This is a genomic window from Paenibacillus sp. 1_12, from assembly GCF_900114475.1.
GTDB lineage: Bacteria > Bacillota > Bacilli > Paenibacillales > NBRC-103111 > Paenibacillus_S.
In genome coordinates this window covers 69,566-88,461 of the sequence record NZ_FOTE01000021.1, presented here as the reverse complement: position 1 = coordinate 88,461, position 18,896 = coordinate 69,566, and the positions used below count along the sequence as shown (strand labels likewise).

17 protein-coding genes are annotated in these 18,896 nt (G+C 46.1%); 1 reads left to right on the top strand and 16 read right to left on the bottom strand.

From position 1 onward, the window contains the following. Window positions 1–129: 129 nt before the first annotated feature. The 14 genes from BM210_RS28825 to BM210_RS28760 form a co-directional block, all read right to left on the bottom strand. Entirely contained in the window at window positions 130–3,732 is a 3,603-nt protein-coding gene (locus BM210_RS28825; RefSeq protein WP_091175901.1) for an Npt1/Npt2 family nucleotide transporter, read from the bottom strand. 300 nt (window positions 3,733–4,032) lie between these two features. Further along, window positions 4,033–5,253, bottom strand: coding sequence for a sn-glycerol-1-phosphate dehydrogenase (locus BM210_RS28820; protein ID WP_091175900.1), 1,221 nt, complete (start codon window positions 5,251–5,253; stop codon window positions 4,033–4,035). A gap of 214 nt (window positions 5,254–5,467) precedes the next feature. Continuing rightward, a complete protein-coding gene (locus tag BM210_RS28815) occupies window positions 5,468–6,205 on the bottom strand; it encodes a GGDEF domain-containing protein (protein ID WP_177238059.1) in 738 nt (245 codons plus the stop codon). A 113-nt stretch (window positions 6,206–6,318) separates the two neighbouring features. Beyond that, the gene (locus BM210_RS28810; RefSeq protein WP_091175896.1) at window positions 6,319–7,179 is read right to left on the bottom strand and encodes a polysaccharide deacetylase family protein; all 861 of its coding nucleotides are present in this window, start codon (window positions 7,177–7,179) and stop codon (window positions 6,319–6,321) included. Then, window positions 7,172–7,837 (bottom strand): class I SAM-dependent methyltransferase, encoded by a 666-nt coding sequence (locus tag BM210_RS28805; RefSeq protein ID WP_091175894.1) that lies wholly within the window; start codon window positions 7,835–7,837, stop codon window positions 7,172–7,174. The genes BM210_RS28810 and BM210_RS28805 overlap by 8 nt, the downstream gene beginning before the upstream one ends. Before the next feature lie 98 nt (window positions 7,838–7,935). After that, on the bottom strand, window positions 7,936–8,979 hold the full coding sequence (locus BM210_RS28800) for a GNAT family N-acetyltransferase (protein WP_091175893.1): 1,044 nt from the start codon (window positions 8,977–8,979) through the stop codon (window positions 7,936–7,938). A gap of 6 nt (window positions 8,980–8,985) precedes the next feature. Beyond that, window positions 8,986–9,303, bottom strand: a complete 318-nt coding sequence (locus BM210_RS28795) for a hypothetical protein (protein ID WP_091175891.1) — start codon at window positions 9,301–9,303, stop codon at window positions 8,986–8,988. Window positions 9,304–9,323: 20 nt separating this feature from the next. Beyond that, window positions 9,324–9,701, bottom strand: coding sequence for a DUF2304 domain-containing protein (locus tag BM210_RS28790; protein ID WP_091175890.1), 378 nt, complete (start codon window positions 9,699–9,701; stop codon window positions 9,324–9,326). A gap of 22 nt (window positions 9,702–9,723) precedes the next feature. Beyond that, window positions 9,724–10,431, bottom strand: a complete 708-nt coding sequence (locus tag BM210_RS28785; RefSeq protein WP_091175888.1) for a glycosyltransferase family 2 protein — start codon at window positions 10,429–10,431, stop codon at window positions 9,724–9,726. Then, complete coding sequence (locus BM210_RS28780; protein ID WP_177238058.1) at window positions 10,404–11,675, bottom strand: glycosyltransferase family 39 protein; 1,272 nt, start codon at window positions 11,673–11,675, stop codon at window positions 10,404–10,406. The genes BM210_RS28785 and BM210_RS28780 overlap by 28 nt, the downstream gene beginning before the upstream one ends. A gap of 223 nt (window positions 11,676–11,898) precedes the next feature. Beyond that, entirely contained in the window at window positions 11,899–12,852 is a 954-nt protein-coding gene (locus BM210_RS28775; protein WP_091175884.1) for an ABC transporter permease, read from the bottom strand. A 4-nt stretch (window positions 12,853–12,856) separates the two neighbouring features. Then, window positions 12,857–13,912: an ABC transporter permease gene (locus tag BM210_RS28770; protein ID WP_091175882.1), complete on the bottom strand. Its 1,056-nt coding sequence runs from the start codon at window positions 13,910–13,912 to the stop codon at window positions 12,857–12,859. Continuing rightward, window positions 13,909–15,432 (bottom strand): ABC transporter ATP-binding protein, encoded by a 1,524-nt coding sequence (locus BM210_RS28765; protein WP_091175880.1) that lies wholly within the window; start codon window positions 15,430–15,432, stop codon window positions 13,909–13,911. Before BM210_RS28765 ends, BM210_RS28770 begins: the two co-directional genes overlap by 4 nt. Before the next feature lie 106 nt (window positions 15,433–15,538). Continuing rightward, window positions 15,539–16,639 carry a BMP family lipoprotein gene (locus BM210_RS28760; RefSeq protein WP_218184985.1) on the bottom strand — a complete coding sequence of 367 codons (1,101 nt, stop codon included), beginning with the start codon at window positions 16,637–16,639 and terminating at the stop codon, window positions 15,539–15,541. Between the two features lie 327 nt (window positions 16,640–16,966). Here BM210_RS28760 and BM210_RS28755 point away from each other — a divergent pair, with 327 nt between their 5' ends. Beyond that, window positions 16,967–17,248 carry a hypothetical protein gene (locus tag BM210_RS28755; protein WP_091175876.1) on the top strand — a complete coding sequence of 94 codons (282 nt, stop codon included), beginning with the start codon at window positions 16,967–16,969 and terminating at the stop codon, window positions 17,246–17,248. A gap of 191 nt (window positions 17,249–17,439) precedes the next feature. Here the strand turns inward: BM210_RS28755 and BM210_RS28750 are convergent, their stop codons facing one another. Both BM210_RS28750 and BM210_RS28745 read right to left on the bottom strand, forming a co-directional pair. Then, window positions 17,440–18,180 carry a polymer-forming cytoskeletal protein gene (locus BM210_RS28750; RefSeq protein WP_091175875.1) on the bottom strand — a complete coding sequence of 247 codons (741 nt, stop codon included), beginning with the start codon at window positions 18,178–18,180 and terminating at the stop codon, window positions 17,440–17,442. A gap of 27 nt (window positions 18,181–18,207) precedes the next feature. Beyond that, window positions 18,208–18,885, bottom strand: a complete 678-nt coding sequence (locus BM210_RS28745; protein WP_091175873.1) for a polymer-forming cytoskeletal protein — start codon at window positions 18,883–18,885, stop codon at window positions 18,208–18,210. Window positions 18,886–18,896: the final 11 nt, after the last annotated feature.

The following is an 18,896-nucleotide window of genomic DNA, read 5'->3' as shown; positions in this document are numbered from 1 at the left end:
AAGATGACTCCTGATGAATTCAGAAGTCATCTCCTAGCTGCTTAAGGCTTCAATACCGTTTTTTTAACACTGTCCATGATTGAGGTTACAGTTCACCCTCGTGTTGTGGTTTTTTTAATGTGAACATATTTACACCATACCTTTAATCCGTTCCGCCAGTACACGCATCATGCCGCGCAGCACATCCATATTTTGAAAGCAAAAGTTAAATACCTGATCCTGCTGCAGCTCCAGAAGCAGCGTATGGTCAGTTGAGGTGCAATCCGCCGAGCGCGGGCCGCTGTCGATAACCGCCATCTCTCCAAAGCAATCCCCAACACCCAACATCGCAAATGTTTCACTTCCATTATGGACGCGGACGTTTCCTTCAATGATCCCGTACATCGTGTCCCCAAAATCCCCTGTTTTGCAGATTGCTTCACCTGGACCATAAGTGACTTCTTCACTAATTTGGGCAAGTCGTATGAAATCATCCTGACTCAAATGGGCAAACAAATTGATTTTCTGCAAAACAAGAATCCGCCGCAATATGACTGCATCCTTATCCTGATTCAAGACGTCGGAAGCTGGCCCGTCATTCACTGCCGCAATCTCCTGTACTGCGTTTAGATCACTGCTGTCCTTCTTCCCCCGTTCCAGCTTGGTCCGCAGCCTGCGTGAGAGCAGTTTCATCATTTCAATCGCAATGCTTGTTCGATCGAACATCATTTCATACAATGCCGTTGAATCCAGCTCCCACAGTTCAATGTCCGTTTCTGCCCGGATCGTAGCCGTGCGTAACCCTTGGGTCAGCACTGCCATTTCACCAAAGCAATCCCCTGCCTTCAGCCGGCTCACCTGCTGGCCATTCACATATACACCGGCTTGGCCTTCATGAATGATGAATAAGGAATCTCCCGGCTCTCCCTCTCGGATGATATCCCGCCCTTGGACCAGACTCACTTTTTTCAGCCGAAGCGCAATTGTAGAAAGATCACGACCTGCCAGACCATGAAATAAAGTTACATTGTGCAAAAGACGGACTCGTTCGATCTGATCGGCTAGACTCTCATAGGACAGCTCTTTCTCTGCTGCATTTGCCCGTTTTTCGATAAAAGCATACGCCCTGCTGGATGGCCTCTGCATCGTAAGATAATGAATCCTGTGTCGAAGCCATGGATCTCCATGCTCATACAGCCAAATCAAAGGCTCATCCTGTAAAAGCGCCGGTAACGGCGTATTCGATAAGGTTCGTGGAGACGACATCATTCGGGCCAGCTCGGTCCGCAGATTCCCTTGCAGCATCTGGTCCATCACTTCAGTCGAATTCGCTTGCTGTCTGCCATCACCCGACGACCAGCTTGCAAACACAGCCTGTACGGTCTTGGGTTCCATCATTAAAGATAATAATTGAAAAATACGCCGACATACGGAAAGACGCGTCTGTTCGATGATGAGTAATATATCGGAGCTGTCTTCCATTCCCGATACACCTGCTCCATGCTCGGCAAATTTCCAATAGAGCTGAACTTCTTCAAGAATAAGCTGCTCTATTTGCTTTTCATCGACCCGCCAATGTTCCTTGTTCATTCTCTGCAGCGCTTCCAGAATCTTATCCCGTATTTCAATATCAGCGGGTCCATAACGCGATACCAGCATATCGAATGACCGCTGTGAGCCTATGCGTTCATACACCTGAGGCAAATACAGGGCCAAAGACGGTTCGGCCATATAAGATTCAAGCAGCGGCAGGATTTGCCTTTCCTCATAAGCAGCAAGCGCAGCAACCGCATAACGGCGCGTCTCACTGCTATCCAGCAGCGGAACAATGTAAGGAACCAGCTCCAATACCTGTAAAGCAGCTGCAGATTCCAATGCACCTATACGTACCTGCGAGGAGTTATCCTTAAGCAGAGCAAGCAGCGGCTTATAAAAGCTGGCAATCCCGATCTGACCGAACAATGCCGCCATCGCCATTCGTTCTTCCTCATGGATACTTTCCAGCAGCAGCTTCAGTGTCCCTACCGCACGAAACATCCCTTCGATCCCATAATATTTTACGAGTCCGGTAATCGCCGCTGCTCTCATACTGACTTCCGGGTGCTCTAGATAATTCGTAATTTCATCGATATGCCCGTCTTTGGCATAGGCAGCCAGCGCCAATAAGGCTCTTGCATGCACCTGCTTATCCCCTTCGACCAATAGCTTCTGCAGCACTACCTCCAGTCCGTCCGGTGTCATCTGCTCGACATAGACCAATGCCTCCGCACAAACCTCAGCCATCGGATGTTCCAGCAGTGCAGGGAGAAACGGCTTGATATCGAATGAATCCAATCCCCTTAAAAGACGAAGTGCATAGAGCACCTGCTGCTTATCGGGACTCGATAAGGCGTTAACTAACAGCAATCGGCTGGCCGGGTCCATCATATTAAGCTCTGCCTTCTCCAAATCCTCACTGCCCGTTTGCAGGGTGGAAAGCAGCGTTTTCAAATAAGCACCCTTCACCTTAATCGCAGCCGCGATGCAGATAGCAAGCAGCACCAAAATGATATAACTCAACTGCTCCGGAGCAAACAATCGGGAAACGATAAGCAAGCACAACGCAGCAAGTCCCTTTGCTCCATTGCGGACGATACCGTCCAAAAAACCTTTCGCTTTACCTCGCCATTCCGGAGGAATCGGGAACATGATCAGTTGGCTGACCGAGGAGTAGATCGTATCTCCAATGACTTTATCACTACCCTTAACGGCTACGGCCATAGCGAGAACAGGCATCAGCAGCACGCCAAAGCTGCCCATAAACAAAGCAATAGGAAACACGAGCAGCGCCGTCATGACGCCAAAACGGGTTAAGACCCGACCCGATACGAACAACTGAACGATTAAAGCCAGCAGCCCTGAATAACCGTAAAAGCTGCCCATAAATCCAGCTAAGGCTTCATTTTGCAGTGTCTCTTTTAATATGACCTTGAATTGATAATCGATTAACGTAAGGGACAGCACCAGCGCCGCCGACATGATCGCCACGTATTTCAAATGGGGAACATTCTGAAACAGGCTGGTCTTGGCTTCAACCTTTTTCCTTGCTGCTGAAGGCCGTTTCCTGGCAGACTGATCCGTTGAAAAAACCTCTTTTGGCGCAGACAGCATCCGTAAAATTTGCACGACTGCAATCAGACACAGCAGCTGCAGCCCCGCATAAAAATAGATCAAATTCGCTGTGCCGACAGCCGGCACAAGCGCTTTTAGTCCAAAACCGCTTAAAATCCCGCCCATAATGCCTCCGCTGCCCACCCAGCCAATCATTCGTTTGACCTTGCGCTGATCAAGCACTGAAGTAGCAAACTGCCAGAAGCAGACAATCATCAAAAAATTAAACACATCATACCCGACATAAATAACGGGAAACACCCAGCGCATTTCTGTGCCTACGCCAAACCTTGAAAGGAGCACCAGCAGCGAAATGAGAGGAATCAGCCCCAGAATCAAACGATCAAGCCTAAACCTGCCACTATATCGTTGAAAAATAAAACCCATCAGGATCATCGCCGCCGCCTGGGGCAAGTACATTGACGATAAGTAGGAAGCGTCAAAGCGACTGAGGAATAAGGTATCCGCCGCAGTCCGACCCATGGTGGAAGCGGATACGACGCAGAACAAATACCCGAACAGCCAGAATACCTTGACATATTCGTTCCGATCCTCCGCAAATCGTTGAATTGTATTTTTAAGGGCAAGGCTCGAAATTTGCATGGCTTTGGTTCATCTCCATTTCTAAGGACTGTCCACCTGGGCAGAGATCAGGCGTTTGACAACAAGCCAGCTTCATCCTTGCTTCTGCAAAGGGCACAAACACCATTTTCAGTAGTGTAGAAGCCATTCTGCTGTCTGAAACCAAAAGCCTCGACTACACTTCAATAAGTGCCATCGAGGCTTCTGGTTGTAAGCTAAAGATCATATAAGCTTTACTGATCAGTCACCATACGTTGAAATCACTAAAGTGCATCATTAGCTTGATATGCCGATCTCATGTCTGCTTGAGGGGTGTTCACGTTAAATTTCATTATGTGCTCTTAGCAAGGTGTACCGATTACGCCTCACGTTATGAGCCTCCTGCAGGCTTCTTGCTAACAGCTCCGGATCTACTCCAAGCTGTTCCGGCGTCGTGGGACCGCCTACCTTGTGAAGCATTTCACGCAGTGCTTGAGCATTCGGAATCCGTCCAATTTCAGTTTGAATTTCCTTCCAATGGCTAACTATCGCCGCCTGAACGTCTGTGGTCGAAATGTCAGCTGCTTCTCCGGAATCCATCTGCGCTGCTTTCGGTGATAAGCCGCTCTCCGCTATCTGATGATACAACGCAGCGATTTCCGCACAAGCGACGCCTACCTTCGCCCCATGCAGCAGCTGCCGCTTACCAAGCTGAATGTATTCCATCTCCCAATAATGAGATAGATGATGCTCAGCACCTGAAGCCGGATGCGATTGGCCAAGAATCATCATCGCAATACCGGATTCAATCAACGCCTCGATTAAGGTTTGGATCCCCTCTTGGCTACGCTTCGCTATACTGTCCTGATGATCTACGCACTTCTGGAGGGCATTGCGGGTAATGGTCGCAACAAGCTGTGAATAGGGTTCTCCAGCTACGAGGCTGCCGAATTTCCAATCAAATAACGATGTAAATTTACCTAGCATATCGCCGAATCCGGCAGCCACCATCGGTGCAGGGGCTTTCACCAATATATCCAGGTCGGCAAATATCGCGTCAGGACCTATAGCTGCAATGGTTTTCTTTTCCCCCCGAATAATAATCGGCGCTCCCTTGGAGTTAAAGCCGTCAACGGAAGGCGCGGTCGGAACTGATATAAAAGGAATACCTGCTGTATATGCAGAATACCGTGAAATATCGTGCAGCGTCCCCGATCCTGCGGCCACCACGACCTGTGCTGAATATTGCTGTAGATCCATAATCAGTTGTATCAAGGAAACCTCGTCAGCAATAACGTCACCTTGCTTATTAGGTTGGATCAGCGTTAGATTTGTGGAGATGCCTTTCTCTGTCAGGGATGCTTCCAATGCTTTTCCGGCAATTTCGTAAGTATTGGCATCGGCAACGATAGAAACCCTCTCATAGGATTGTTCGGATAGGAATGCCGCGACCTGATTTAGGGCACCCGATTGTACAATGATCGGAAATCTATCTTCAGATTTAACTCCTTCTTCACCCAATTGCGCTGCAAGCTGGTTAACTCTCGTCCATATATCCGTCATAACTGCCACCCTCTCTTTACCAAACATTTCCGTTCCATGCATCTCTTATGATATTACCTAAAAATATACTCCGCTTTTCTATCGTTTTCAAGACCAGGTTCGCTGCGAATCATAGAAATGAGCGGTTATCCCCTAAAAAAAAACACCAATCGCAGCCGATTCGTGCTCTGTGCAAGATGAAATTAAACAACTATACGAACGCATCATTTAATAATTATAAATGCCTCTTATCGGAAAGCGGCGGAAACAGGCTCACTTTATTACGACCGAGCTCCTTGGATAAATACAAAGCGTCATCCGCGCATACAAGCAAATCCTCACTGCTCATACCAGGTGCGTACTCTACCGCGCCGATGGATATCGTAATTCCTACCGACTCTCCTGCCAGCAGCCAAAATCGGCTTTCTTCCACTTTTTGACGAATGTTTTGCGCTACGTTTTCGGCCTGCAGCAGCCCAATATTATGCAATAAAATAGAAAATTCCTCACCACCACTGCGACAAACAAAATCATCGGGTCCCGTCTGCTCAGTCAAAATGCTGGCAACCGACTTCAGTACCTCGTCTCCAGACAAATGGCCGAAGGTATCGTTAATATTTTTAAAATAATCAATATCAAGCAGCAAAAGCACAAAAGGAAGCCCTTTAGACATCCATGCCGGTATACATTCGCCAAGCTTTCGCACATTGTACAAACCCGTCAAATAATCGGTTTCCGATTGCTGCTTTAGACGATCATTTTGATTCGTCAGGCTTTGCCCTTGAATATCGCTAATCCGGGATAGCTTCAATGCCGTTCTCAGCAGCTTATCATAGTGATCGATTAACAGGGAGTATCTCTGTATAATCTCCTCCTGGCTTGCTGGCAGTTCTATTAAATCATTTCTAGCATCCTGAAGGATCGAGAACTCACCAGAAAACAATCTCATATACGTATGTCGATTTGGCTGCATGTACTTCCCTCCCTGCATGTATTTTGAAGATTCCCATCCTCAAAAATTCGACGACCATCCGGGGATATCCTGCAATGAAATACCTTATCCTCATACGCCGCCTTATCGCCATCTCAGATATCGAGTTTATATTTGCTCTTGAGATGCTCAGAAATGGAGGTAAAGTTAAAGCTTCTTAATATATGTTCCAGCTTGTTCTGGGTTCGGCCCACACTGTAATAGTGGATAAAATTTTCCTTGAAAGGCAAGTTCAGCTTTTGTTCATAGGCATCAATTTCTCTCGGATGCAGGTATACAATCGAGCTGTGACCTCGACGGTTCGCGGAACGAATCGCATTTTCGATCAAAAATCTCGGAAAAAACCGGAAATAAAACCCGCCTGAATAGCCGATATTTTTGCCGCCCAGCTTCATGACCGACATAGGAACCTCATACAAATTAATTTCTCTGCCGTTCACCAGCGGCTTATGAATCTCCGTAGGTGCGGTCGGAATACCATAGAGAAAGGTCTTTACAGGAAAAATACTGGCATCGTATATCATACCCATCTCTTCGAGCACTTCAAGATAATGCAAATTGTCCTCCACAATAGACCATGAAGGCGCGCGATAGCCAAGAACCTTGGTTCCCGTCAGATTTTCCAAAATATCGACCGACTTTTTCACATCGTCCCGAAACTCGCCAATCGTTTGTTTGTAGGCCAGTTCGTGCGCATATCCATGCGAAGCCACATCATGCCCTTCACGCGCTATCGCTTTGACCACATCCGGATAATCCTCACCTATGCAGCCTAACACGAAAAATGTTGCTTTACAGTCTGTTTCGCGGCATATTCGCAGTAACGTATCCATGTGCGCCCTGAAATTAGAGCCTTTGCTGCGGTCAGGTGCTGCAATACTATCGTAATTGGCATGAAACCATTCCTCAATATCAAAGGTAAGCATATTGGTCGCATGTTGATTTGGCTTAGTCAATTTTCTTTCTCCCTTTTATCGCAAACGAAGTGCAGAACGTACCTGATAATGCCCCTTGTCCGCTGCTCTTGGTTACAAACTTGAAAGGATGATAAATCTTCATAAATTCAACCTGCTCAAAGCCATGTTGTTCAAATACGTTCTTCAGCTCATCCATTGCATACATACGGTCAAACTTATTGCTGCGCTCAAATAGCTTCAGCAGCTTCCGCTGTATGGAGCCGCGGTTTAAGGTCTCTATAAGAAGTGTTCCGCCTGGCTTGGTGACTCGAGCCAACTCTTTAATCACGGACACGTATTGTTCGATCAATTGGATAACACCAATGCATAAAACCACATCAAACTTGCCCTTCTCAAAAGGAAGTGCTGTCAAATCCTCCGACATCGTGATCAGACCTCTACCTGCGGCAAATTCGAGGCTTTTTTCTGAAAAGTCTACACCATACACCGTGTTGTTAGCTACCAGAGGCTCACTAAAAGCACCTACACCGCAGCCCGCATCCAATACGGTTTTTCCTTTTAAATCCCCTAGCCAGCGTAAAGTATTGTCTCTCTGCATGAAGAAACTTTCTTCATTGAAGTAGTCGGAAGATTTGACAGAAGCTCCATGCGTTTCGGCTTTCTTGTCAAAGTACTGCTTCCAATTGGAATTGCTCATTGTCTGATATCCTCCGATTAAATAAACAATTAGTATACGTAACAGTTTTCCTGCTACAACTCTATAAGCCCAATAAAAAGTTCCACTGCGTCAAACTTCTAAGGCAATAAATATTTAATCAATTTCTTGCCAACTGTGTCGGTGATGAAAGCGGGTGTTACCTTCCACAGCTCTACGAAAAAGCTGAGGCTCTGCTTGTCCGGAGGCCCCGCCGGCTTGCCGCCTCCATCATACAGCATGTAGGTCAGCTGCTCTGGCTGTGCCCCCCACTGCTGCTTGTATTTGTACGTCCCCGAGCCCGTCTGGGACCTGCCTAGATCCAGAACCTGCAGTCCATTTCTGATCCCGAAGCGTACAGCCTCCCAGTACATAAAGTTATTGAGGTACTTGTTATTATATTCAGACAGGTTGGCTCCGTATGGATAGTACAGCTTGGAGTTTCCCGGACTCGTTAACAGCAGCATGCCGCCTACAACCTTACCGGATTCATTATCAAGCACGGTTAGCAAATGCGCGTGGTCAGGTAAATACTCGAAGAAATACTTAAAAAAACGAATATCCTGGGCCGGTGAACCCAGCTGTTTCATCCTTCTCACATACACCTTATGAAAATCATCGATATGCCGTTGATCAAACGACACCGAAAACCAGTTGTTTTTATACACCTTACGCACATGGTTGCGGTTGCTTGCATTGGAAAGTGCCAGTACCTTATCCTCATCATCCGACAGCGGCAGCACGAAGGTATGGTTGTGCAAATTCAAGCTCCAGCCCGAGCTCTCTATAGCTTGGTTCTTTAATCGCAGATCGACATAATCGAGCTTGTACTTCGTTTTTAAATCAATAATCGCATTCACTGTATACTGAAATGCTTCTTCGCTATCACACGCAATATCCGTATAATTGACAAAAGGCAGCGATACACCGGCTTTTCTCCAGCCCAAATCACGACCGATCACCATGGGAATAATAGCGCAAATCCGGTTGTTCCCATCCAGAATCGCATGATAGCCACAGGTATATCCAAAAGATTGGATCAAGACTTGTCTAAATGCAATAGTATGAAAAATCGTACCCTTAGCTAACGCAAACCGATCCCATTCGTCCTTCATCGCTTCGGCATATGCAACACATCTGAACATCCAAGTCTATCCTTTCAACCAAAAAAATACACCAATCAAAATGAACCCGCAGCCTGTCCATTTCATCATACTGATCTGCTCATTGAACACCCAAATCGCGACCGCAACGAGCAGCACATATTGTACACTCGATACGAAGGTCACATAGCTCAAATCAAATTGATTCAGGCAATAGATCCACAGAAAAGCACCTATTGCGTACAAAGCAAAACCAGCTACAATTAAAGGTGTTGTCATATAACCGAACAAAATCGCCCACAGCGAGCCTTCAAAGTTAACGGATCTGCTGCCGATTTTTAACAGTGTACTGGCCGCTACCGTCATGCTTAAGCTTGCAAAAAGAATTAAATATTTGATTGTGATTCCCCGCCGTTCATTTTCTTCTCAAGCTCCTCGAGCCTGAGCTTGGTTAATCCTAATTCCTGTGTTAGCGTCTTATTATGCATCTTCATACCGGAAATGCTGACACTCATATTCAATAATAGCAAATAGGCGGAAGCGATCAATATAGCAAAGAAGGCTGACGGCGCATAGTCTACGCCAATCAACGCTGAGAACCAGTCCATCAAATCCTTAAAAACCGACATCACCAACGTAAACAACCCTATAAGGAACCAGACCAGTGAATATTTTTCTCTGATCATCCTTGCTCTGACCATAAAAAACACCGAAATAATCATAATCAGACTGAAAGCGACACCCATCAATTGAACGCTGTACAAATTACCACCCCCCGTAGCCCTTTCACCACCTTGTCCTGATATAGGAGAAAAAGATCGACACGATGACCTTAGTCATATAATAAGGACTTTTGATCATAGATATGGAGGATACGCCATGTTCCCGCTCCTTCATTTCAACACCAACCTCAGCAATGCGAAGTCCGTGCTTTTTCAACAGGATAATCGCATCAGGCTCGGGATAATCGTCAGGATAATATTTGGCCATAAGTTCAATACCCTTGCGGTTGTACATTCGGAAGCCCGAGGTTCCATCTGTAATTTTGGCTTGAATCAGCATTCTAAAAATCAAATAAAATACTTTGATACCCACTCTCCGAAGCCAAGTGGTTCGAAAGGATTTAATATCAAGAAACCGGGAACCAATTACCATATCGCAGTTATTCGAAACCATGGTGTCAAACAGCTTGGTGACTTCTGAAGGAAGATGCTGCCCATCTCCATCAACTTGCACCATGTAATCATAGCCTTGAGATAAAGCATATTTAACCCCAGTTTGCACAGCCCCGCCAATACCCAGGTTATAAGGAAGATCCACAACTTTGACACCTTCGGCTTTGCGAGCATTGACGGAGGTGTTGTCCAGAGAGCAATCATTCACGACCAGGATATCAGCAGAAGGAAGTGTCTTTCTGATATCCCAGATCACTCTCAAGATGTTGTTTTGTTCATTATAAGCTGGAACTACAATGAGTATTTTTGCTTGTTCCATAACAACTTCCCCACATATTTTTTGGTAACTACAATGGCTCCCTTAATGATTCTATCTCCCCCATAAGCTGCAACAATCGCTATAAAGGGCAAACCTGGAGCTCTATATCTATACATGCCGTCAATGAAGAAGATAACGCAAAATACGCAGGAAGCCAGTATGGTGAGCCACAGAATAGATGCCTTTCTGGATAACCCATTTCGAATGGTATAGAACAGCCCCGTCAGAAACATAACAACAGGGAATGCATTCCAGGCAAATTTCACAATACCCCTGACCGTAGTCAAATCAACATAAAATACCCATCTGCCCAATAGAGCTACTATTCGTTTTCCATACAAAATCAAAATATTGTCCCAATTATGGACGATAAAGCTGATGATAAGGCTATTACCGATATCGATGGTGTAGTTGGGCCGATATTTATGATCAAACGGCGAAGCTCTGTCAAAAAGCCATCCGGTCGCATAAATATTATATAAAACCTTCTTGGCGTTAAACTGTAGCGAAACCATAAGCGGATCTAATTTATTGCCGGTAAAAACAACCATAGCTACAAGAACAGCTGCAAGAAATACACTCCCCAAAATCAAACCGTATTTTCTTACAAAGCCCATTATCGTTTGCTTGTTTAAATTGATTAAAACGTAGATCATGACAAAACTTACAGTGATGATCCCTGCCGGTCTGAATACAAGCATATATAAGGCTGTCGCAATAAAAATAATTTTGTAAACGTTTTTATTTGATGCATACATTTTTAATAAGCAATATACCGACAAAAGCTGTAGGCTGATGAAAAAGCTGTCCGTAAGTATATATACAGACCATAAGGTAATATCCCACGAATACGCATAAAAGAGTGAAGCGATAATGGCGGTTGTCCGGTTGAATATCATCTGTGAGATCTTATATACCAGGATTACACTAAGCGCCGCTGTGACCGCTTGTATAAAAATAACTGCAACAGGGTCTTTAAACACAGCAAGCATGACCGTTAGTAAGACATTGTACCCAATATACAAAATATCGTTCATATCGAGGCCAACTTTAAAATGCTCCATTAAAGAATAAGCATAATCCAAATACCATTGGGTGTCGTCCGACTGAGGAAAGCCTTTACCAGAGGATAAGAGATAAAAGAAATACCGTAACCTCACCCATAAGGACAATAAGGCGAGCGGGAGGATATAAATGAGATCAACATGTTTGTATTTGTGATAAATATAGTGTAATTGGCTCACTGTGCACATGGCTCCCAAATATAGCGTATGATTATAATGTAGTGGTTTAATTATGACATAGGTATCATGGGAATCGCAAGATATAAATACGAAAAAATTGTGGGCGTTACCTGCGCGTTGTAAGGGTTCATCCACCTCTATTCAGGCAGAAGCTCGACAGACCTGCGCGGAACGTCCACAATCTCGAATTGGATTATTATGTTAATCTTTAGTACATTGTCCGTTACCTTTTACCTGAGTCAAAAGGCTCGCCAGCCGCTTTAGGTGCATTCGAAGATTTCGAGAACGCTATAAGCGCCAACAGCGTAACTACATACGGAAATACTTTGAGAATAACAGGCGGAAATACCGCAAGCGAAGGAATGACCTGCGATACGTTCGCTACCGTGCTGGCAAAGCCGAAAAATAAGGTAGCTCCCACAATACCGAACGGCTTCCATTGCCCGAATATTAAAGATGCCAAGGCCAGAAAACCCAAACCCGCGACATTACCGGTAAATTCTCCGGCAAAGGTTACAATCATCGCCGCGCCGCCAAGAGCGGAAAATGCCCCGGAAATCACAACGCCGGTGTATCTCATCGATCTCACACTAATACCTGCCGCTTCCGCCGCGTGTGGATGCTCGCCACATGCCCGCAAACGCAGACCAAACGGTGTTTTATAGAGGATAAAGGTACTGATGAGCACAATCAATAGAATAAACCATGTCGTGGGGTACGTATTGGAAAAGATTAATGGCCCCAGAACCGGAATCTTCGAAAGCAGAGGCACATCAAAAGGCGTAAAGCCGGTGGTGATGCGTATGTTGCCACTGCCAGTTATATTCCGCGCCAAAAAGATGGTCAGTGCCCCAGCAACCAGATTAATCGCCGTACCACTAATAATCTGATTGGCACTGAGACTCACGCTGGCAAATGCATGTAAGAGCGAGAATAACGCACCTGCTGCCATCGCAATGAGCAGACCGAGCCAAGTGATGGCAGGACTGCCTGGCCAGATCGTCTGCAGCTTAAAAATAACAAATGCGCCTGTGAACGACCCGATAATCATCAGACCGTCCAGCCCAATGTTCACGATACCGCTTCTTTCACTGAACAGTGCACCCAGTGCAGTGATCAATAAGGGGATCGTAAACACAATAGCATACGGAAATATTTGTTGAAGCGTCATCCACATAAGATCATTTCACCTGCTTTCCTTTTGCTGATCGGCGCTGGTTTAACCAACGAATCGAACGCTCAATGAGAATACTGGTCGCTGCAAAGTAGATGATGATTGCAATGATCGTATCGGCAATCTCGGATGGAATTTCAGTCATGGCATTCATAAAGCCTCTGCCCGAATACAGCAAACCGAAGAAAATCGCGGATACGAGCACCCCTATCGGTGTATTAGCTCCCAGCAGCGCTACCGCTATCCCATCAAAACCTTGTGAAGGCATGATCCCAATTTGGATGTTCACGGCATTTCCCGCATATTGGGCTAATCCGCCGAGGCCGGCGATCCCCCCGGAAATGAACATCGACAGCGCCATGCTGCGTTTGACTGCAATTCCCGTATATTCAGCGGCATCCCGATTAAAGCCGACCGCTTTTAATTCATAGCCAAGTGTCGTTCTATCGATTATAAAAGCGACGAAAATTACCGCTATAATCGCAATGAAAATTCCTAAGTTAATATAGGAGCCTTCGAACAACTCCGACAAGAAAGGCTCCTTCAGCAGAGCAACAGCTGGTAAATTCCTTGATTCGGTTTCCAAATAGGCTCCTTTGAAATAAGCCGGTACCGCGTAGTAAACGACCCAGTAAGCAATCCAGTTCATCATGATCGTAGATACGACCTCGTGAACGTTAAACCTGGCTTTGAGAATACCTGGAACCAACCCCCACAAGGCGCCGCCGAGAAAGCCGCCAATGACCATGAGCAGCAGCAGCAAGACTCTTGGCAGATCCAAGCTCAGTCCAATAGCAGTTGCACAAAAGCCTCCAAACAGCATCTGACCGGCTACTCCAATATTAAATAAGCCCGTCCTAAAAGCGAAGGCTACCGATAATCCGGTAAAAATCAGCGGTGTCGCTGTCGCTAGTGTGTTCCCGATTCTTTCCGGGTTTTTCAACCCGCCCTCGATCAAATAGGCATATCCGTCAATTAGATTATGGCCCGTCACTGCCATCAATACAGCTCCGGCCAGCAAGCCCAGAACTACGGCAAGCAGGGAAGTAATCCCGCTTTTCATACGTCTCCCCCCCTCTTTACACCAGCCATCATCAAACCGATTTCCTGCTCATTCGTATTCTTTGACTCCACGACCCCGATGAGCTCCCCATTATTTACAACGGCAATGCGATCTGATACGTTTATGACCTCCTCCAGCTCCAAGGAAACCAAAAGTACCGCTTTCCCTTGATCCCGATGCTCGATTAAACGCTTGTGAATGTATTCGATCGAGCCTACATCCAAGCCGCGTGTTGGCTGTACGGCAATGAGCAGAATAGGATTCAGCTCGAGCTCTCGCCCGATGATCGCCTTCTGCTGGTTCCCACCCGACAACGATCTGGCAACCGATACGGCTCCCTGGCCTGAACGCACATCAAAGCTTTCCAGAATCCGATTCGCATATTTACGGATGGACGGTTTATGCAGCAGCCCTCTTTTGGAAAATGGCTCCCGGTCATATACCTCCAAAATCATATTCTCTTCCAGGGTATAGTCGAGCACCAGCCCCCGTTTGTGCCGATCCTCAGGAATATGGGCGATCCCAAGATCAATTCTATCGCGAATCGCCATACTCGTTATATCCTGATCCTGGAACCAGACATGCCCGGATTCTACCTTACGCAGACCGGTTATACCTTCTACCAATTCAGCCTGTCCGTTGCCATCTACGCCGGCGATCCCGACGATTTCTCCCGCACGTATATCCAGCGAAAAGTTAGTTACTGCGATCAGCTTTTTATTATTATTAATCGATAGCGAATCCAGCTTGAGTACTACCTCACCCGGAGTACTCGCTTGCTTATTCACCTTGAAAGAAACCTGCCGCCCAACCATCATCTCCGCCATCTGCGCTTCGCTAGCCTCCGCCACATCCACTATCCCTATCGTTTTGCCGCGACGGATGACCGTACAGCGATGTGCAACAGCTTTAATTTCTTTCAGCTTATGTGTAATCAGAATGATCGATTTGCCTTCTGCGATCAGATTTTTCAAAATCTTTTCAAAATCATTGATCTCCTGAGGTGTCAGCACAGCCGTAGGTTCATCGAATATCAACACCTCCGCGTCACGGTAGAGCATTTTTAGAATCTCAACTCGCTGCTGCATGCCTACGGAGATGCTTTCAATTTTGGCATACGGGTCCACATTCAAGCCGTACAATTGGGACAGCTTTTCAATCCGCTGAGCCGCAGCTTTTATATCGATGACAAGCCCTTTACGCGGCTCGCTGCCGAGAATCATATTTTCCGTGACCGTGAACTTTTCAACGAGCTTAAAATGCTGATGCACCATTCCGATTCCCAGCTTGTTCGCAACATTTGGATTACTGATCCGGGTTTCCTGTCCATTAACCTTAATCGTACCTTGATCTGCCTGATACATCCCGAAGAGAATACCCATCAGCGTCGATTTACCGGCGCCATTCTCCCCCAGCAGAGCATGAATTTCACCGCGCTTCAAACGAAGCGTGATATCGTCATTGGCAACGATACCGGAAAATTCCTTGCGAATATTGAGCATTTCAATCACATAGTCCATTGATTGTTCCTCCTTTACACGCGTCATCCGCTAACGTGCCCAGATATACAAAAAGACGGAGGTTATCCGTCTTTTGTATAGCCGCGGCCTGACTATGCTCTGCTGCTTATTTGATTAGCGAGCCCTGCTCGGCTGCAACTTTGATTTCACCGGATTTGAGCTTGTCAAATACTTCGCCCACCTTTTTCACCGTATCCTCGCTTAAATTAGGATTTTTCACGGGAATCCCTACGCCATCACTTTTGGAATCAAACGTCAGTGTTTTACCGCCCGGGAAATTTCCTTCAATTTCGGCTTTGACCATGTCATAGGCTGCCTGGTTGACTTTTTTCATAGCTGACGTCAGCACAACCGATTTATCCCCTTGATACACACCGTCTGTGTATTGATCTGCGTCCACACCCACGATCCAAACGGCTTTACCTGCAGAAACACGCGTTTTGGTTTCATTGATGGCGCCTACCCCAACGCCGCCTGCCGCACAGAAAATAACCTTTACGCCGCGATCAAACATTTGTGCCGCCAATTGTGCTCCCGCAGCAACATTGTCAAAGGAGCCTTGATAAACCACGTTTTCCTTCTTAAGACTGATCTTGGTACCCAACTTGTCATTGGCATATTGAATCCCTTGCTGGAAGCCCCAGTTATATTTTTGAACCGGAGGAATTTCCATACCGCCAATAAAGCCTGCTTCGCCTTCCTTAATTTGTAGTGCCGTAGCTATAGCAGCCAAATATCCAGACTCCTGCTCAGCAAAAAAGATCGATACGGTGTTTTCCTTGACGACGGGTTTGGAATCACCGCTATGCGGGGAGCCATCAATTAACACGAATTTAGCATCCTTATATTTATCCTGGGACTTGAATATCGCAGTTTCAAACTTAAAGCCGGGCGTCATGATCAACTTGAATCCGGCATCATACAGATTGCCAATTTCCTTCATATAATCAGCCTCTGTCGTACCTGTAGGCTTCAAATATTTATCGGTTAGCTTCAGCTCACCTGCGGCTTTTTGAATTCCCTCCCAGGTGCCTTGGTTAAATGATTTGTCATCAATCGTACCGGCATCCGTAACCATCCCTACTTTTAATTTGGAACCAGCTGCCGCACCGCCACTTGAACTAGGTGTTTCACTTTTATTTCCACAGCCTGCCAGCAATGCCCCGAATAATGTAACAACCATTAATGACGCAATTCCTTTTTTCAATTTCAACATCCCCTTCTTGTCATTTATGTATCAGTAAAAGCTGAACTAATCCCTATGTGCGGAAAGAGCATTCATTTAAAAATATTTTTATTGAGGAATTATTTACATTTAATTGAATTTTCCCTTTTCGATTTTGCTGTACTTTATCGCATGTGTACCTGACCAGCAATAGCTTTCCCCATTAAATCTCCCTCTATCCCACTAAATCTTCCTGCAATGACCAAACTGCGTCTTCATCCATTTGTCTGTATAAAATATCACTGCTCTTTGCATGATATCCGGTTTATACTCATACATAACCCCACACTAATGAAGGAGCGTGCCATCATGAAACAAGAGCGCATCATCCATTTTAAAGTGCACCATCATGGTGTTAGTCGATTAGCCAGAGGTCTGCTATTTTTGGAATGCAATCAGGAGCCTATGATCGAGGATTACGAGCAATGTCTGAAGGCTTGCGGCCACGATGTGCATATTGAAAATGCAGACCAGTTCCTGTTCATAGCACATAAACCCAACGAGGATTACCAAATCGAGATCATCCCCAATTATGAGCAAGTAAATAGAGACATGCAGACTGAAAGCCTCGCTAAAAGCTTTTTGAAGTAAAGCAAGCCTAAGGAGCAAAAAAAAGAACCCTCGGGTTCCACTTTGATCGCGGATTTGAAGGTCTTCGTATATGATAGGTATGAATGATGGAGGAGTAAACCACTGTCGTATTATCCAGCAGAGGCGCAGTATAGGTGCGCGTTTCATGCACAAGCAGTACTCGTGGATCACGCCTAGCACCGAACCTCCCTCTATATTTTGCGGTTCTCATGTACGACAGCACCTTTCTGCTGTTCAAAATGACCCTTATATTCCACCAGTGCAATCTCGCAGCCCGATCCGATGATCACGTTATTTCCACGGACCACCTTGGCTTTCGTATTCATCAAATGAACATCATCACCTTCAATAACGGCAGCGGTAAGCAGAGCATGCGTTGAAGGTTTAAAAAAGAAGCTAAAAGGATTAAACAAGCTAGCTCTTGTGACTCGTATTCGCTCCCCGCCGATTTCCTTGGCCTCGCAGTTCCCGTGCAGTTTGATGTCCAACGTGCCTGCATTCAATAAACCACCTATATGGAACATCCCACGGGCATTGAACACTTCGGCCTCGCAATCACCATTCGTTTTCATCTCACCCTTCAGTACGAGCTGTTCACTATATAGATCCCCATTCCCTTCAATGGTTCCTGAGCATTGCAGCTCTTTCAACCTGACGGCCCCGCCAATGGCTACTGTGCCGGATATTTTCATGCTGTCGGCATGTAGATTGCCAGAAATGCTGCTTGTTCCCACCACGTTTACCGCGCCGGATTTCAAGCTGCCTTCCATCTCCAGTGTCCCTACACATTTGAGCCGTGCACACTCCAGATCACCGTCAATCGTGGCTTCTCCTACTATATGAACCCTATCGTACAGCCCTCCTGTTGCCAAAGAGCTGCCCGTAATCAATAAATTGTTGTCATTGAACTTATCCTTTGTGGAAATTGCCATGGGATTGCCTCCGTTCTTTAGCTTGACCTACAGTTGCTCCAGCCTTTCGACCTTTGACCCTTTGTCCTGTTCAAATTTCCCCTTGTATTCAACCAAGCCAATCTCGCACCCAGGCCCGATGACCACATCCGTCCCTCTTACCGCCTCGGCTGTTGTATATTCAACATAAATGGTGTCGCCTTCTATCGTTTGTGCGGTCAATTTGCTGCCGACAGGAATCGGGATTAATTTTAGCCACTTGGCATAATCGATACCGGGCTGTTTTCGGATCTTGATTTGCTCTCCGCCGATTTCAGCAATCTGACTGTGACCATGCAGCGTAATTTGGATATTGCCAGCATTAAGCGCACCTATCTGCAGTCTTCCGTTGGCATTGAATATTTCCGATTCACAACCGTCTTTGACGGAAGCCATGCCGTTCAATTGAATATGATCTCCTACAAGGTTACCCTGCACGATAAGCTTACCCTGAATTCGAATCCGTTCTGCATGCAGATCACCTTCAACAACCGCAGTTCCGTTAATTTCAGCCGTCGAGGCCTGTACGCCTCCAAGGACATTCGCTTTTCCGTTCACAATAAAATCGGAGCAGTTAATATCCCCATTTACCTTTCCGATTCCATCAATTTTGGCTACACGGACAGTTCCCCCATTAGAAGAGCCTATGCCAGACAGAGTCAGATTACGTTTGCTTTGTGTATCCATCAATCTCCACC

Excerpts from the sequence above, each read along its gene's own strand:
- BM210_RS28825 (WP_091175901.1), bottom strand. The coding sequence starts at position 3,732 with ATGCAAATTTCGAGCCTTGCCCTTAAAAATACAATTCAACGATTTGCG.
- BM210_RS28820 (WP_091175900.1), bottom strand. The coding sequence starts at position 5,253 with ATGACGGATATATGGACGAGAGTTAACCAGCTTGCAGCGCAATTGGGT.
- BM210_RS28815 (WP_177238059.1), bottom strand. The coding sequence starts at position 6,205 with ATGCAGCCAAATCGACATACGTATATGAGATTGTTTTCTGGTGAGTTC.
- BM210_RS28805 (WP_091175894.1), bottom strand. The coding sequence starts at position 7,837 with ATGAGCAATTCCAATTGGAAGCAGTACTTTGACAAGAAAGCCGAAACG.
- BM210_RS28800 (WP_091175893.1), bottom strand. The coding sequence starts at position 8,979 with ATGTTCAGATGTGTTGCATATGCCGAAGCGATGAAGGACGAATGGGAT.
- BM210_RS28795 (WP_091175891.1), bottom strand. The coding sequence starts at position 9,303 with ATGACGGTAGCGGCCAGTACACTGTTAAAAATCGGCAGCAGATCCGTT.
- BM210_RS28785 (WP_091175888.1), bottom strand. The coding sequence starts at position 10,431 with ATGGAACAAGCAAAAATACTCATTGTAGTTCCAGCTTATAATGAACAA.
- BM210_RS28775 (WP_091175884.1), bottom strand. The coding sequence starts at position 12,852 with ATGTGGATGACGCTTCAACAAATATTTCCGTATGCTATTGTGTTTACG.
- BM210_RS28770 (WP_091175882.1), bottom strand. The coding sequence starts at position 13,912 with ATGAAAAGCGGGATTACTTCCCTGCTTGCCGTAGTTCTGGGCTTGCTG.
- BM210_RS28765 (WP_091175880.1), bottom strand. The coding sequence starts at position 15,432 with ATGGACTATGTGATTGAAATGCTCAATATTCGCAAGGAATTTTCCGGT.
- BM210_RS28755 (WP_091175876.1), top strand. The coding sequence starts at position 16,967 with ATGAAACAAGAGCGCATCATCCATTTTAAAGTGCACCATCATGGTGTT.
- BM210_RS28750 (WP_091175875.1), bottom strand. The coding sequence starts at position 18,180 with ATGGCAATTTCCACAAAGGATAAGTTCAATGACAACAATTTATTGATT.
- BM210_RS28745 (WP_091175873.1), bottom strand. The coding sequence starts at position 18,885 with ATGGATACACAAAGCAAACGTAATCTGACTCTGTCTGGCATAGGCTCT.